Source organism: Tenacibaculum jejuense (assembly GCF_900198195.1).
GTDB classification, from domain to species: Bacteria; Bacteroidota; Bacteroidia; order Flavobacteriales; family Flavobacteriaceae; genus Polaribacter; species Polaribacter jejuensis.
The window spans coordinates 1,915,179-1,929,166 of record NZ_LT899436.1 but is presented as its reverse complement, the minus strand read 5'-3'; the positions used below and the strand labels follow the sequence as shown (position 1 = coordinate 1,929,166).

General features: G+C 27.5%; 16 protein-coding genes. 5 read left to right on the top strand and 11 right to left on the bottom strand.

Features of this window, described 5'->3' with window-relative positions:
- Window positions 1-66: 66 nt before the first annotated feature.
- From AQ1685_RS08565 to AQ1685_RS08550, 4 genes are all read right to left on the bottom strand, one after another.
- A complete protein-coding gene (locus tag AQ1685_RS08565; RefSeq protein WP_095071250.1) occupies window positions 67-264 on the bottom strand; it encodes a hypothetical protein in 198 nt (65 codons plus the stop codon).
- Window positions 265-282: 18 nt separating this feature from the next.
- A complete protein-coding gene (locus AQ1685_RS08560) occupies window positions 283-480 on the bottom strand; it encodes a hypothetical protein (RefSeq protein ID WP_095071247.1) in 198 nt (65 codons plus the stop codon).
- Window positions 481-668: 188 nt separating this feature from the next.
- Entirely contained in the window at window positions 669-1,511 is an 843-nt protein-coding gene (locus tag AQ1685_RS08555; RefSeq protein ID WP_231970283.1) for a DUF5694 domain-containing protein, read from the bottom strand.
- Window positions 1,512-1,524: 13 nt separating this feature from the next.
- On the bottom strand, window positions 1,525-2,400 hold the full coding sequence (locus tag AQ1685_RS08550) for a DUF5694 domain-containing protein (RefSeq protein ID WP_095071243.1): 876 nt from the start codon (window positions 2,398-2,400) through the stop codon (window positions 1,525-1,527).
- Window positions 2,401-2,610: 210 nt separating this feature from the next.
- Between AQ1685_RS08550 and AQ1685_RS08545 the strand changes: the two genes are divergently transcribed.
- Both AQ1685_RS08545 and AQ1685_RS08540 read left to right on the top strand, forming a co-directional pair.
- Window positions 2,611-3,654 carry a sensor histidine kinase gene (locus AQ1685_RS08545; protein ID WP_095071239.1) on the top strand — a complete coding sequence of 348 codons (1,044 nt, stop codon included), beginning with the start codon at window positions 2,611-2,613 and terminating at the stop codon, window positions 3,652-3,654.
- Between the two features lie 5 nt (window positions 3,655-3,659).
- A complete protein-coding gene (locus tag AQ1685_RS08540) occupies window positions 3,660-4,367 on the top strand; it encodes a LytR/AlgR family response regulator transcription factor (RefSeq protein ID WP_095075033.1) in 708 nt (235 codons plus the stop codon).
- A gap of 73 nt (window positions 4,368-4,440) precedes the next feature.
- Here AQ1685_RS08540 and AQ1685_RS08535 read toward each other — a convergent pair whose 3' ends face one another.
- The 6 genes from AQ1685_RS08535 to AQ1685_RS08510 form a co-directional block, all read right to left on the bottom strand.
- On the bottom strand, window positions 4,441-4,974 hold the full coding sequence (locus tag AQ1685_RS08535) for a hypothetical protein (protein ID WP_095071237.1): 534 nt from the start codon (window positions 4,972-4,974) through the stop codon (window positions 4,441-4,443).
- A 410-nt stretch (window positions 4,975-5,384) separates the two neighbouring features.
- Window positions 5,385-6,560: a hypothetical protein gene (locus AQ1685_RS08530; protein WP_157730159.1), complete on the bottom strand. Its 1,176-nt coding sequence runs from the start codon at window positions 6,558-6,560 to the stop codon at window positions 5,385-5,387.
- 158 nt (window positions 6,561-6,718) lie between these two features.
- The gene (locus tag AQ1685_RS08525) at window positions 6,719-9,289 is read right to left on the bottom strand and encodes a CHAT domain-containing protein (protein ID WP_162288568.1); all 2,571 of its coding nucleotides are present in this window, start codon (window positions 9,287-9,289) and stop codon (window positions 6,719-6,721) included.
- A 148-nt stretch (window positions 9,290-9,437) separates the two neighbouring features.
- Window positions 9,438-10,031: a hypothetical protein gene (locus AQ1685_RS08520; protein WP_157730158.1), complete on the bottom strand. Its 594-nt coding sequence runs from the start codon at window positions 10,029-10,031 to the stop codon at window positions 9,438-9,440.
- Window positions 10,032-10,056: 25 nt separating this feature from the next.
- Entirely contained in the window at window positions 10,057-10,653 is a 597-nt protein-coding gene (locus AQ1685_RS08515; protein WP_095071226.1) for a hypothetical protein, read from the bottom strand.
- 2 nt (window positions 10,654-10,655) lie between these two features.
- Window positions 10,656-11,291 (bottom strand): hypothetical protein, encoded by a 636-nt coding sequence (locus tag AQ1685_RS08510; protein WP_095071223.1) that lies wholly within the window; start codon window positions 11,289-11,291, stop codon window positions 10,656-10,658.
- An 86-nt stretch (window positions 11,292-11,377) separates the two neighbouring features.
- On the opposite strand from AQ1685_RS08510, the gene AQ1685_RS08505 reads away from it, so the two are divergent.
- Both AQ1685_RS08505 and AQ1685_RS08500 read left to right on the top strand, forming a co-directional pair.
- Window positions 11,378-11,944 (top strand): RNA polymerase sigma factor, encoded by a 567-nt coding sequence (locus AQ1685_RS08505; RefSeq protein WP_095071220.1) that lies wholly within the window; start codon window positions 11,378-11,380, stop codon window positions 11,942-11,944.
- Window positions 11,941-12,759: a hypothetical protein gene (locus tag AQ1685_RS08500; protein ID WP_095071217.1), complete on the top strand. Its 819-nt coding sequence runs from the start codon at window positions 11,941-11,943 to the stop codon at window positions 12,757-12,759. The genes AQ1685_RS08505 and AQ1685_RS08500 overlap by 4 nt, the downstream gene beginning before the upstream one ends.
- Before the next feature lie 521 nt (window positions 12,760-13,280).
- Here AQ1685_RS08500 and AQ1685_RS08495 read toward each other — a convergent pair.
- Complete coding sequence (locus tag AQ1685_RS08495) at window positions 13,281-13,592, bottom strand: hypothetical protein (RefSeq protein ID WP_095071215.1); 312 nt, start codon at window positions 13,590-13,592, stop codon at window positions 13,281-13,283.
- A 43-nt stretch (window positions 13,593-13,635) separates the two neighbouring features.
- On the opposite strand from AQ1685_RS08495, the gene AQ1685_RS08490 reads away from it, so the two are divergent.
- Window positions 13,636-13,986 (top strand): hypothetical protein, encoded by a 351-nt coding sequence (locus tag AQ1685_RS08490; RefSeq protein ID WP_095071212.1) that lies wholly within the window; start codon window positions 13,636-13,638, stop codon window positions 13,984-13,986.
- Window positions 13,987-13,988: the final 2 nt, after the last annotated feature.

Below are 13,988 nucleotides of genomic sequence, written 5' to 3'. Positions count from 1 at the left end.
ATTAAAACATCAGATGTTTTAATACTTTTTAAAATTAATTTTTCATGAATTAATTCGATATGTTCCCTAGTTGAAAATGCAACGTTTTACACCTCCAAAACTATATCTGCATGAAATATCTCCAGGTCCTAAATACGGATGTCCTTCATAACAATCTCTATTTGTTCTGCAAGTTCTTCCTCCTGGATTGCTGAAACCTCCTTTAACTTCTTTTTGCTCTGTATTAGTAAGTGACTTACCTAAACTTTGAATATTTTTTAACATTGTACTTAATTTAACTGATTAATAATTCGATACACAAACTCTTTGATTGTATGGATCCATATACACACAAGAATAATCTCCTGTTGGATTTGAATGTGGACCAAATACAAATTGACAATCTGCTGCGGTTCTACAAGGAGATGCAAATCCTCCTTGAATGTTTAACTGCTCTTTCTTAGTTAAACTTTTTCCTATGTTTTGAATTTGTTTTAACATAAAGGTTAATAAATTTAAAATTGATTAATGGAAATTATTTAAAGAAATAACAGTCGAAACTTCAAAGAGGAACAATACCTTAATTTTGTGGCTTAACGTAAGTGTTTTTGTGGACTAGTGTTTGTAGATGTAAATCCAATTCAAGAAAATTGAAAAATCGTACTCATTAAAATTATTCGAAAGTTAAATTACTTTAAATAATCAAATGTGTTTACCATTTTATATTTCGGACTTCTACTTATAAAGTCTCTAAAGAACGCAGTATGACTAGCTCCCATTAAAATAAAAACTCGATCTTCTTTTGTTAATTTAACTCTATTCAAATTTGAATACATTCTTAAGTTTCTTTGATAGTATTTTGCTGCTTCATCTGCACCTTCAAAACCTTTTTTAGTTCCTGCATGTGTTAACATATCTGCATTCACAGTAATTAAAAAATCTAAGTATAAATCGTGATTAGAGAATTTTAATTGATTTAATAAACTTAAATTATCTCTATCTACTTTAAGGTTTGTGTGAAATGGAATTGGGTTTTGGTAATATTTATACAACATTTCCTTATCAATTTCATTGTTTATTTCACCAGCAATCTTATAATTATAACTCATTTTATGATCTATTCCGTAAATTCTTTTAGTACCAGATAATCTTCCTAATTCATAAGCTAACAACTCTACTTCGTTTGGATTTTTAAATTTCATGTTCGGATTCTTTACATATTCCTTATATAAGGCTTGTAATTTTTCATCGTATTCTGGTCTTGTTTCAACTAAAATAACTGTTGGTTTAAATTTAGCGAGCATCGCTGCTATTTTGTGTACTGCTTTTTGATTTTCTTTATCATTTTCATCAAACTCAGTTTTATTTTCATCTGAAGTTTCTCCCATATGAAAGGTTCCAAAGTTTAATACTTCTATTTTTTGAACATTACTTTCTAAACCTTTTCTATCTGCGTTGAACTTTATTTCTTGACTAAATCCTAATGTTCCTAATAATATTTGTCCTATGGTTAAAATTTTAATTAATTTCATTATTTCTATGTTTTTATTGATTTATAATTTGTTCTAATGTTGTTATTTTAAAATCTACAGAAGCTTTAGCTAAAAAATTTAAAATGGGTAAGTGTCCTGCTCCTATCAGTACAAAAACTTTATCTTCTCCTGGTGTGTTAATGTTAAGTAAGTTTTGAAATATTCTTAAATTTCTACTGTACCACCATATCGCTCTATCAGCTCCGTAATAATCATTTTTTTCACGTTCTCCCATCTTAAAATCACCGATCAAATAATGTCCATGACTTTGATTTATGACATCATCATTATTTAACACTCTAAAAAATTCTAATAAACTTACCTCTGTTTTTAACTTGTCTTCTTTTTCATATAAACTGAAATATGTTTTATCAATATTCATTTCTCTTTTTAGCATTTTCTCATCTGCTTTATCAATGAAATACGCTTGTTTTGCCTCATGTTCTTTCTTTGATAAATCACTTTTAAAATTTCTTGCAGAAGCATCTACAGCGTATATTTTTTTGTGTCCTAGCAATTTTCCCAGTCGAAAACCTATCTGATAAATTTCATTCGATTTCAGTTTAAAATTTCCTTTTATGTAAGCGTTATATAACGAGTCTAGCTTTTTTTGTTTAGAAGCCCTCCACTCTACAGCGATTTTTGTTGGCGCGAATTTTTTAATCGTTCTTAACAGCTCTTTTAATTCTTTTTGTTTTTCTTCGGAAAAAATATTTACTGCATGTTTCTGTTTGTATGTATCTAACCCTGGATTTGCAAAATGGAATGATCCTAAAATGAATACATCTGAAGTTTTGATTTCTTTAAAATGTTCTTGTATTAATTTTTTCTGACTAAAGATTGTTTGACCTAGTAAGCAGATTGTGATTGTAATAATTCTAATACTCATAAAGTCTGTTTTTAAAATTCAACACTCCAAAAGTATTTTCAATCTGACCGATATTATTAAAAATTCCATTAAGTACTTTTTCTGTAGTATCAACTCCTAGTTTTTTTACACTTTCAATTTCGTTGTATAGTTTTTGGGGTTTGTCCTAAAAAACAGGAATTAGATGCTAAACTAACTTTACAGCGTAACTTTAATAGCTACATTTGAAGTATGGAAATAAAGAATCAGTTTAAATATCACTTTCTGTTTGGTTTTGTTCTTATTTTTATGAACGTCTTCAGAAAGTATGTAACGCTTGGTCATGAGACATTTATAAAGCAGTTTAATATTTTCGGTGTTGTTTTAACTACCACTTATTTCATTACTTTTTTTAGTGTTTACATTTTAAATATTAAAGTAATTTGTCCGAAGACTTTAGCCAGAAAGAACCTTACTTATTTCTTTTTAGCACAAATTTCTTTATTCTTTGTTTTTCCAGCAATACGTTATTTTTTAGAAGAAGTCGTTTTATATGCAATTACAGGATTTCATAATTATTCAGAACAAAGTCGTGCTTTTTGGTACTATGTTTTTGATAATTCATATTACAGTTTAAAAGTTATTCTTTTTAGTACGTTTACCTATTTACTTTTTGTGTTTTTAAAGAATAAAGATAAAATTTACCTACTGGAATTAGAACAACAAAAAGCAGAATTAGGCGCTTTAAAAAACCAATTAGAGCCTCACTTCTTATTCAATACACTTAATGTATTTTATTCTGAACTAGCAGAAACACAACCAAAAACGGCTAAAGGAATTCATAAATTATCAGAATTGTTACGTTATTTAACTTACGAAGCACAGAAAGACTACATGCCATTACATCGTGAAATTAAGTTTATTAAAGATTATATGTATTTCTATGAAAAACGTTTTGAAGATAATTTATTTGTCAACCTATTTATTAAAGGAGACGTTGGAAATCAAGAAATTCCTTCACTCATGCTAATTCATTTTATTGAAAATATTTTTAAGCACGGAATAGTTAATGATCCAAGTTTTCCGGCAGAAATCAATATTGAAGTAACAGAAAATCATTTGAATTTAAAAACTAAAAATAAAATTGCTTTCGTAAAACATTATAGCTCTAAGGGAATTGGTAGAGAAAATTTAAAAAAACGTTTATCGCTTTTATTTGACAATAATTATATTTTTGATTTCATTGAAAATGATGTAGAATATAGTACACATTTACAAATCCCTTTAAAAAAGTAACTATGATGAAAAAGTTAAGATGTTTATTAGTTGATGATGAAGCTCCTGCAATTCGATTATTAGAATCGTATGTAAAGAAAGTTCCTTTTTTAGAGTTAGTTGCTGCTACTACAAATCCTATAGAGGCTTTAGGAATTATTGAAAAAGAAGAATTAGATGTGATATTTCTAGATATTCAAATGCCAACAATAACAGGAATACAGTTATCTAAAATCATAAAAGATAAAATTAATGTAATATTCACAACTGCTTACCCGCAGTTTGCCATAGAAAGTTATGAGTTAAATGCAGTTGATTATCTTTTAAAACCATTTGAATTTGAACGTTTTTATAATGCTATTTTAAAAGTAAAACCAAAGGAAGTTCAAAATACAATAACAAATAATGATGAGTTTACCTTTATAAAAACTGATGGAAAAAATAACTTTGAACGAATTTATACGAAAGATATTATTTATGTTGAAAGCCTAAAAAATTATGTTTCTATTCATACTAAAGAAAACCAAATCATTACTTATAATACGTTAAAACATTTTGAAAATGAGCTTTCTTCAAAACAATTTGTAAAAGTTCACAAATCATATATTGTAGCTTTAGCGCATGTAATTAAAACTGATTCTTTAACTGTTTATTTATCTAACGGAAATAATCTTCCTATTGGAGATACTTACAAAAAACAATTCTTCGATCGAATTAATAAGTTCATATTATAAAAAGAGGTAATACATACCATATACTACCTCTTTTAAAACAAGTTGAGTTTAAACAAATCTAAAAAATTCGGTTTTATAATTTTTGTTCCATTATGACATAATAAAAAGCTATACTTAATGGAGAATCAACGGTTATAAATCCAGATGAAGTTAACTCTGCAGAAATTTCATTAGGAAACTTTTTTCTCAATTTAGCTATTGCATCGTCTATTGCTTTATTTATATTAAAAGAATTGTAAGCATAACCTACGGTTTGATTATCATTAACTGCTGCTTCTATCAGTAATTTAATATTTGGTGTTTTATCTAGAATCTCCATGACATCATAAACTAATATTCTTTCTGTTCCATTTGATGTTTGAAATTGGACATAATCTAAATCTGTAGAATAAGGAACAGTTTTCTGCACTACATAAGGAAAATATCCAACTGAAGTAGAAGTAGTTCCTACAATCATATATATAGGTGGATAAATCGTAGCCATAGATGGAATAATTTCTATGTTAGAATAACCATCTTCATGTCCTTTAGCTACCATAGTAACTTTATTATCTTTTCCAATTCTGTATGCATACACAGATTCTGGATATAAAATTTGAGAATTCATTTTTTTTATTTGTCGGTTAATTAATTATTATCGAGATCTTTTTTTGAATTTTATAGCATCTAACTCTCTATCATATTGCTTATTATAAATTTGAAACATTTGTAATGTTTTTAGAAAAAAAAGGAGTTATCTGTATTTTTTTTGCATTTAAGCGATAAAAAAAAGAGTACAAGTGTATTTCGGCATCATTCTTGTTAACATATATTTAACTAAAAACTATTACAATGGAAGTATCAACTACTATTAATCTAGAGGGGGATATTGCTATGAACGGTTAAGAAAAAGAATGAGAAAATTAAAAACCGAAACATGTTGAATGTTTCGGTTTTTTAATGAGCAAAATTTACAAATAAAAAAAGCCACATCATACAATGTGGCCTTTTAGCAATCTTCAAATAACGATCTTATATCTACCTTCTACTTCTTACAACTCTAGATCTTGAAGTATTTCCTTTTGATCTATTAGAACTTACACTTCTCGTAACTTTAGTTTTTGTTCTTGTAGAGTTTCCTCTATTTTTATATCTCGTATTTTGAGTTCTTTTTACTCTGCTAGCTGTTCTAGTTTTAGTATAATTTCTTGCTTTCTTAGGTTGAGCTTTTCTTGTAACACTTTTATATGTTCTATCTTTAGAATTAGATCTATTTGCTATAGAACTTCTATTTCTTGTATTAACTTGAGTTCTATTTCTAGAAATGTTTCTAGTTGTTGCTCTATCTCTAGAAACTGTTCTTGTATTTCTAGCTAATGAACGAGATTTATTTGTAGTTCTATTTATATTTCTAGCTACTCTAGAACTATTTCTGTTGATTCTACTGTAATTACGATCATTTCTCTGATACATAGTTCTTCTATTATCTCTTGATCTGTATCTTACATTTCTAGCGCTTGCTACTCTTCTTCCTCTATTGAAATTTCTAACTGTTACACCTGGTCTGCAATAGTTTCTGTTTCTATAAGATCTCGCATAATACCCATTGTAATAATTATTTCTATATACTGAATAAGAAAATCTGTATGGTGCATAAAATCTTCTGTAAGGACGATTATAAACTACACATCTATCTACTACAGGAACTGAAAAATATCTGTGATAAGGCCTGTAAACATAATATCTGTTGTAATTATTGATGTAACCTGAACAGTTTAAAAAATCTCCGTAACTATTATAATTTACAAACAATCCTCCTACTCTAGATACTCGACCCCAATGGTTATATCTAATAAAAACATCTCCTGCTTGAGTAATTCTTCCATAATGATCGTAAAAAATCGGAATATCTTCAATTTGTACTACTGCTCCATAATCATCATACTGTACAAAAGGATCATAATTATAACCTGAATTAAAGCTAATATTAACTCCTGGTCCATTAACATTTACATTAACTCCTCCTCTTGAACCATTTAAATAAAAATCAAATTGTCCATCTGGATAAACAGCAAACTCGACTCCGCTTTCTGAAAAAATGAATGACTTTCCATAATTATAATAACGTGCAGTTGCATTTGTAGTTGTCTCTGATGCTTTAGCTGAAAAAGTAGCTAACAAAATTCCCGTAAGTAGTAAAACAAATTTTTTCATACTATCTGATTTTAGATGCATATCATTATTTTGATATACACTTACATAATACCAAGTAGCGTGCCAAAAATTTTAAACCAAATGATTTTTACTCAAAATATCTCTAAGATTACACACAATAATTAGGTGCTTTTAAAGATCCATTAAAGTATGTATTCTTAGCTTTTTTTCTTTAAGAGAAAGAAACCTAACAATAATATTACTAAACCTATAAAGATATATACAAGCAAATAATTCGATTGAGGTTCAATACCATTACTATTTCCAATAACAATTAAAGGTGCCCAATAATATGGTGAAGCCTCTGAATCTGAATTCGATTGTAAATAATTAAGTTTAGCTTCTCTTAAGGCAATTGATTTAGTTTTCCCTTTACTTAAATTTTCATAAAAGTTAGCTATTATTTCTGTTGTAGCTTTATCATTTGTACTCCATAAAGATGGAATTACTGCTTTTGCTCCTGTACTAAAAAAACTTCTTGCTAAGCTCATTACTCCTTCTCCTCTACTAATTTTTCCTAATGAAGTATTACAAGCACTTAGTACGACTAAATCTGCATTATTACTAATAGAATTTAATTCTTGTAAGTTTACTTTCTGATCGTTAAAAGCAATCCAAGGATTTTTGTCATCAGAAGCATCCGCATGTGTTGCTAAGTGAATAATTTTATAATCTTTAGCATTTTTTATAAAACTATCTTTTGAAGCTTTATCCTTTTTTAGAAGATCACCACTGTAAAATTTCTCTCCAAGTTCAATTTCTTTTCCACTGTTTTTAAGTGAAGCTAAATCCTCTGTAAAATTTTCTGGAGCTATTCCTAAAAACTGCTTAGTCGCATCTCTTACTATATTTTCATTTTCTTTCAAGAAGGTTAGTGAATAGTCGTAAGAAATTTCATTATTTTCTATGAAATATTTTATAGTATCTGAGTTAATTACTAGAGCTTCAAAAGGAATAAAATTGATGATGTGGTCTCCCAATACAGTAATTTTTTTATTTCCTAACTCATTCTGAATTTCATTAGGTATTAATGTATTATAAATTGAATTTGATACTTCTTTGTACGAAGTTATATCTTCTGTAGTCGTAAAAGGTTTTTCTAATTTTTCTCTTAATAACTGAACATTAGAGATTAACTTTTCCACTGCTTTAATTTTTAATACCTTTTTCTGTTCTTTAGAAAGAAAGATTAAATAGGTATCTGGAATTTCACCCGTTAGTCTTTCAGCCATTACATAATGTAAAATAATTTCATCTTCATTTAATTGTACATCATCTAATGGACGAATTTTTGTTTGGATTGGATTTTTAAAGTAATTCTTTACACTAACTGAAGTGGTATCTTTTTTTAATTCATTTTGTTTTCTAACATCTTCAATTAATAGTAAAGCTTTATTTTTTTCTGCATAATAAAATGCTCTTTCTACATCTTTAGATTGATAACAAGCTTCTAAAGCAAGAATATAAATTTCAGACGCTAAATCTCTAAGTAATAACTTTGTACTAAAAGACAAATCTTCTTTTAGCATAAGGTTTACTAGTCGATCACTAGTAATTGCTTTATCTAAAATTAATTTTGTTATTTCTTTAGATGGTTTTTCTGCTGCCCAACGATCCCAATTTTCTATTTGACTTCTAAATAATTCTAGTAAAACTTCTTTATCTTGAACTTGTATCAATTGCTGATCTGAAATTGCATCTGTCTCTTTTATTTGTTTAATGTTTAAACAATGAGATAACGATTTTAAAAAGTAGCTTTGTGCTGTTTTATAATCTTTACTTAAAGATGCATTAATTCCTAAACCTATATATGTTCTAATTAAAAAATTCTGGTTAGCTTCTTTAAATTCTAGAGATTTTTCAAAATACATTTTAGACTTCTTTAAATCTATTTTCTCGTAAGTAAATCCTAGATTTAAATAAAATAATTGAGATTGATTAGGATCATTTAACCTTTTCAAAACTTTATCTGCTTTATCATAATACAGAAATGTTTTATCGGAATCTGTACCATACAAAGAATATAATCCTGCTAAATTATTATAAATTGTAAACTCAGCTTGATCTTGTTTCTCTGCAAGTAAATTGTATAATGAATCTGCCGTATGAAGGTGATTAATAGCTTTTTTTCCTGCTTCTTTGTTTCTAATGTTTTTATACGCTTTTGCTACATCTAAATGCGTATTAATTATATCTACTTTGTTGTTTGAATTAAAGTTATTTAATGCTTCTTCATAATTCAAACTCGCTAAAAAATAATCTTTAGCTTCAAAATAGCGTACTGCTAACCTTAAATAAGATTGCGCTAAATTTCGTTTTGCGTTTGCATTAAAGTCATCACAATTATCAAATTGTAAAACTTTCTTATAACCTTCTATTGCTTTTTTAAACGCTTTATTTTTTTTGTTGTAGAAACCTGCATTATAGTAACTCTTTTTTAGAGAACATGAATCTAAAGGTTTCACTTTCAATTTAGAAGCTATTGCTAGTTCATTGAAAAATACTGATTTGTTAAGATCTTTCTTATATATTTTTTTAGCTAATTCATGACTTTCATCACCTAACTGTTTAAAGTTGTTGTTCTTTTCATAGGTTTTAAATAAGGTATCGAATAAGCTTAATTTTTCTTCAATGGTAGATGATAATGAAATTATTGAATCAAATTCTTTCGATATTTCTTGACCAAAACTAATTTTATTTAAGAATAGAAAATAAAAGAAGAGTATCATAAGGATACTCTTCTGTATTTGCATTGTATTTCTATTACTTTTTAATTTTATTTCATTTATCATCATTCTGCTTTCTATTTGTTAGATATTACATTCAGAATTCTAAATATCTTATTTTTTTATTGATTAAAAAGTAAACTTATCAATTTTATTGATATTTCGACACATCAATATCTTCACAAGATCTAATATTTGGAACATAATTGTATTCTTCTGGTCCTTTTGGCCCATCATCATCTGAATCTTCAGTATTACTATTACTACCGCTTCCTACATTACCGTTATTATTATCTCTTAATTTCGATTCCGAAGCTACAATTAAGTTCTTAAGTCTATCTTTACCTTTTCCTCTATTTGGAATATACCAAGTGTCTACATCTTGACAAGTATCTAAAGTTACAAATATACTTCCTCTGTAATATTCATTCATACTCTGATAAAATGCTAATTTATCTGTCCCAGACCAGTATAAAGGATAAACTACATAAACTTTACTAAAAAAAATATCGCCTTCCAATTTATTGAAATCTACAAAACCTTTATTTGAAAGTTTTCCTTGTCCAGTTTTAACTTTTAAATCATAAATAATTTGATCTAAACTGATTACATCTTCAGGTAACTCAGTTATCAAATTCTCTTCTGCAACATCTTCTAACATGTCGCTTTCCGATTTATCAGTACAACTAATGGTTAATGAAAATAATAGGAGGTAAAAGAACAAATAACTAATAATGTTTCTCATAATGGTATTTAAAGTTTAATCATTTTTATTGTTGTATTAGAATTTCTTCGCAAGAATTATAGTAGTCTGCTTGAATAGGAACAGTAGGAGTCGGTAATTGTGGACCATCTTCATCTTCATCTTTTGTATTTCCATTCACACCTGAATTAGAAGCTACAATTAAGTTTTTTGATCTATCTCCTGTAGGATTTATAGGATCAAACCTAGATTGAATAGGTATATACCAAGTTTCGATATGATCACAATTGTTTGGTTCAGATTTTATTCCATACCCATACTTTGCGAACATTGTTTGTATAAATCTAAAGTAATCTATTGGCGTCCAATCTTTTGGATATACTATAAAAATCTTCCTAAAACTGTCTGCGCTAAAATCAAATACATATGAACTTGAACCTTCATTAAACATTTGATTCAGTTTAGGTTTTATTCCTAATTCTTTTTGTTGTCTAGCAATAATGTCTTTTAAATCTTCTACATTATCTGGTAAATCAGACAATTGGTATTCATTTATAACAACATCAGAATTTTCTCTGTCATCTACAGTAATTTCATCGGAACAACTCACAAAAAAAGTCAATATCATAAAAATTATTCCTGAAGCGTATACTTTATTCCCCATAATTACTTGTATATTCCATTATCACCTGACAATCCTAAAATAACCTCTTCACAAGAGTGGTAGTAACGTTCTTTAAATCCTGGAGGTAATTGAGGGTTATCTTCATCTGACTCTGCATTATTACCACTTCCACCACCACTTAAGCCTGAATTTGAAGCTACAATTAAATTCTTTGCTCTATCTTTTATTCCACCAATACGTATATTTATATCTACAGTTACAGGAATATACCAAGTTTCAACATTTATACAACTATTAGGTATAACAAAGATTGAACCTCCAAAATCTCTTGTTTTACTTTGATAAAACAAAAGTCTATCTATAGCAGTCCATTCTTCTGGATATAATACAAAAACTTGTTTATAAGAAATAGGTTCTGAATTTTCTTCGATAGGTTGATCTGGAACTTCTTCATTCTCAGGTTGATCTGGGCTACTTACTTGTCGGTTACTTGTTGGTGTTTTTCCTAATTCTTCAGCAAGATCATTGATAACTTTTTGCAAACTTATTGCGTTATCAGGTAATTCTAATGCAATATTTTGTGATTGTTCATCAATTACTAATTCCTTTTCATTAGAACAGCTTATATTTGACAATAGGAATATTGCTGTTACAATTTGTACAGTTATTTTTTTCATGTTATTTTGTTTTTCTTATAGTTCCCCGTAAACTAAGAAAGTTACCGCAAAAGTATAAAATTAATAATAATGTCATTTTTATTAGGATGCAAGAAAACCCATCTGATATTATAAAAGAAATTACCGTAGGAAATAGAGCCGTTATTCGTAAGCTATACAGTACTATTTTTCCAAAAATTAAAAGTTATGTATTGAAAAATAATGGTAATGTAGAAGATGCAGAAGATATTTTTCAAAAAGTATTAATTCAAATTATAGCTCGTTATAAGACCAAACCTTTTGTTATAAAAAGTACGCTTGACGGTTTTTTGTACATCGCTGCAGCAAATTTGTGGAAGCGCGAATTAAATAAACGAAAAAACAGAGTAACAAATACAAATGTTTTTGAACTATTAAGTGAAGAAGAAGATTTAACCCTTTCTGTACTAGAACAAGAAAAATGGGAATTGTTTCAAGAAATGCTAAATGCTATTTCAGGTAATTGTAAAACATTGCTACAGTTATTTTTTAAAAAGACTCCCTATAAAAAAATAGTTTCTCAGCTTGGTTACAAATCTGATAATGTAGTGCGACAACGTATATTTAATTGTAAATCTCAACTTGCCAAAGCCATTCAAAATGACACTAGGTATAAAGAATTAAAAGAATTATGAAAGATTTTTTAAAAGAAATTGATCGATATTTAGATGATGAAATGAATGCTGATGAAAAAGCAACTTTTGAAAATCAACTTACCGTAGATAAGAACTTAAATGAAGCGTTTCTTTTTGAGAAAGAAATGAGATTAATTTATGATGATCAAGATTGGTTATTTAACGGTAAAGCTACTCTAAGAAATCAAAGAGCTAAAGACATACAAGATTATTTAAAAAGCGATGAAATTAAGCATGTTACATCTGCTATAAAAGAAGTTATTGAAGACCAAAAAGATGTGAAAACCTCACAGAATCGAAAATGGTATGTACCTTTAAGTATAGCGGCTTCTATAATTGTTGTAATTTCTATGTCATATTCGATTTTCTTTACTTCTTCTGAAGATAATTCTATTCTTTTTGACACATATTATAACGAAGCAATAACTGCTTTACCTTCTACCATAAATCGTAATGAAACCAACAATGCTCTTCAAAAAGGACAAACCTTTTTTGATGAAAAAAATTATACTGAAGCTATTAATTCATTGTTAGCTTATCAGAAAAATAATACAGAAGTTATTAATCCCATTGCTTATTCTCTTTGTGGTTTTTCTTATTTAGCTTTACAAGATTTGAAAAAATCTGAAGAGCAGTTTTTATTATTAAAAAACTCTAATACTTTACAAGCAAAAAAAGCAGATTGGTATTTGGCCTTAACATATTTAAAAGGCAATAAAACCAAAAAATTAAAAGAAGTATTAAAAAAAATAACATCAGATTCTAAAAACTATAATTTTAATACTGCTAAAATACTTTTGGATAAGCTTGAATAGGTATTCTAAATTATCTTTTATGATGTATTAGATTTTAATTTTTTAGAATTGTCCACATAAAAAAACTCAGGAAAATTTCCTGAGTTTTTTTATGTATTTGTGAAATAATCACAACTAAATTCCCCTAATTTAAATTATCGTAATATATCTTCAACTATAAGATTTACTAAATAGTTTTCTTTTTAGTTGAAGTTCTATTTTTAAATATTGTTCACTTACATTTTGATTTATTGTAATCCAATAACTTCTTTTGAAATCGTAATTCATGACCCAAATTCGGTTCTAAATCACATAATATGTTTTTTATTTTTTCTAAGAACAATTTAATGGTTTTGTAGCTTTTCATAATAGATTTATTAAGGTTACTATGTTTTTATACATCTGTTTTTCTGTACACAAGTAGTAATTCTATTGTAAATGTATTGGATCTCTACTTCTTTTAGATGAATGACTTTACCAATAGTACTTTATAATTTCCTAAAGGATTTTTTGTGATGTATTATTTACTTTTTAGTACCCTTTTATTTTTCTAAAACACAAAAGAAATCTAGTGTTTGTTCTGAATAAGAATGTAAAGTGTAATCTTCTGAATTCATATCAATAACTTCTGACTTGTATTGCTCTAGAAGCTTTTTTCTATTCATTCTATTCAATAATTCGTACGGAATTTTTAGTATCCAAGCAGGTAATTTTTCGTGTAAATTGAAAATATCTAACTTCAAAATTTTTAATACAGAAGTCTCATTATTTTTATAATACACATCTGTTTTACTATTTCCTACAATTCCTTTTATTGAGATAGTAGTGAACACTTTACTTAAAACTCCTTTCAACTCTTCATACTTATACTCTCTGTAATGCCAAGGATTTCTAACAATGGTTTTATCTGCATTTGGTGTAGTTATTATCGAAAACTGTGCTTGCGATGCAACATTATCTGTTGGTGGTGGTGTACTAACAAAACAAAAAAGTCCTAAATTATATCAAAATATTCCTAATCCTTTTAGCAGTACTTCTACTATCAAATATTTTTTACCTCATGATATTAATAGTGCTTACATGATTTTCACAAATACTGTTGGTAAGATTATTTCTAAAATAAATTTAGAAGATCGTGGGGAAGTAGAATTAAATATTAATAGCGATAAATTACCTGTTGGTGTTTATCATAACACACTTATTATAAACAATAAAAAAGTAGACAGCAAGCGAATGATTATTAAGTAACT

Coding starts and splice junctions, on each gene's coding strand:
- AQ1685_RS08515 (WP_095071226.1), bottom strand. CDS start 10,653: ATGGGGAATAAAGTATACGCTTCAGGAATAATTTTTATGATATTGACT.
- AQ1685_RS08505 (WP_095071220.1), top strand. CDS start 11,378: ATGCAAGAAAACCCATCTGATATTATAAAAGAAATTACCGTAGGAAAT.
- AQ1685_RS08525 (WP_162288568.1), bottom strand. CDS start 9,289: ATGATACTCTTCTTTTATTTTCTATTCTTAAATAAAATTAGTTTTGGT.
- AQ1685_RS08555 (WP_231970283.1), bottom strand. CDS start 1,511: ATGAAATTAATTAAAATTTTAACCATAGGACAAATATTATTAGGAACA.
- AQ1685_RS08530 (WP_157730159.1), bottom strand. CDS start 6,560: ATGAAAAAATTTGTTTTACTACTTACGGGAATTTTGTTAGCTACTTTT.
- AQ1685_RS08500 (WP_095071217.1), top strand. CDS start 11,941: ATGAAAGATTTTTTAAAAGAAATTGATCGATATTTAGATGATGAAATG.
- AQ1685_RS08565 (WP_095071250.1), bottom strand. CDS start 264: ATGTTAAAAAATATTCAAAGTTTAGGTAAGTCACTTACTAATACAGAG.
- AQ1685_RS08490 (WP_095071212.1), top strand. CDS start 13,636: ATGGTTTTATCTGCATTTGGTGTAGTTATTATCGAAAACTGTGCTTGC.
- AQ1685_RS08540 (WP_095075033.1), top strand. CDS start 3,660: ATGAAAAAGTTAAGATGTTTATTAGTTGATGATGAAGCTCCTGCAATT.
- AQ1685_RS08520 (WP_157730158.1), bottom strand. CDS start 10,031: ATGAGAAACATTATTAGTTATTTGTTCTTTTACCTCCTATTATTTTCA.
- AQ1685_RS08560 (WP_095071247.1), bottom strand. CDS start 480: ATGTTAAAACAAATTCAAAACATAGGAAAAAGTTTAACTAAGAAAGAG.
- AQ1685_RS08535 (WP_095071237.1), bottom strand. CDS start 4,974: ATGAATTCTCAAATTTTATATCCAGAATCTGTGTATGCATACAGAATT.
- AQ1685_RS08545 (WP_095071239.1), top strand. CDS start 2,611: ATGGAAATAAAGAATCAGTTTAAATATCACTTTCTGTTTGGTTTTGTT.
- AQ1685_RS08510 (WP_095071223.1), bottom strand. CDS start 11,291: ATGAAAAAAATAACTGTACAAATTGTAACAGCAATATTCCTATTGTCA.
- AQ1685_RS08550 (WP_095071243.1), bottom strand. CDS start 2,400: ATGAGTATTAGAATTATTACAATCACAATCTGCTTACTAGGTCAAACA.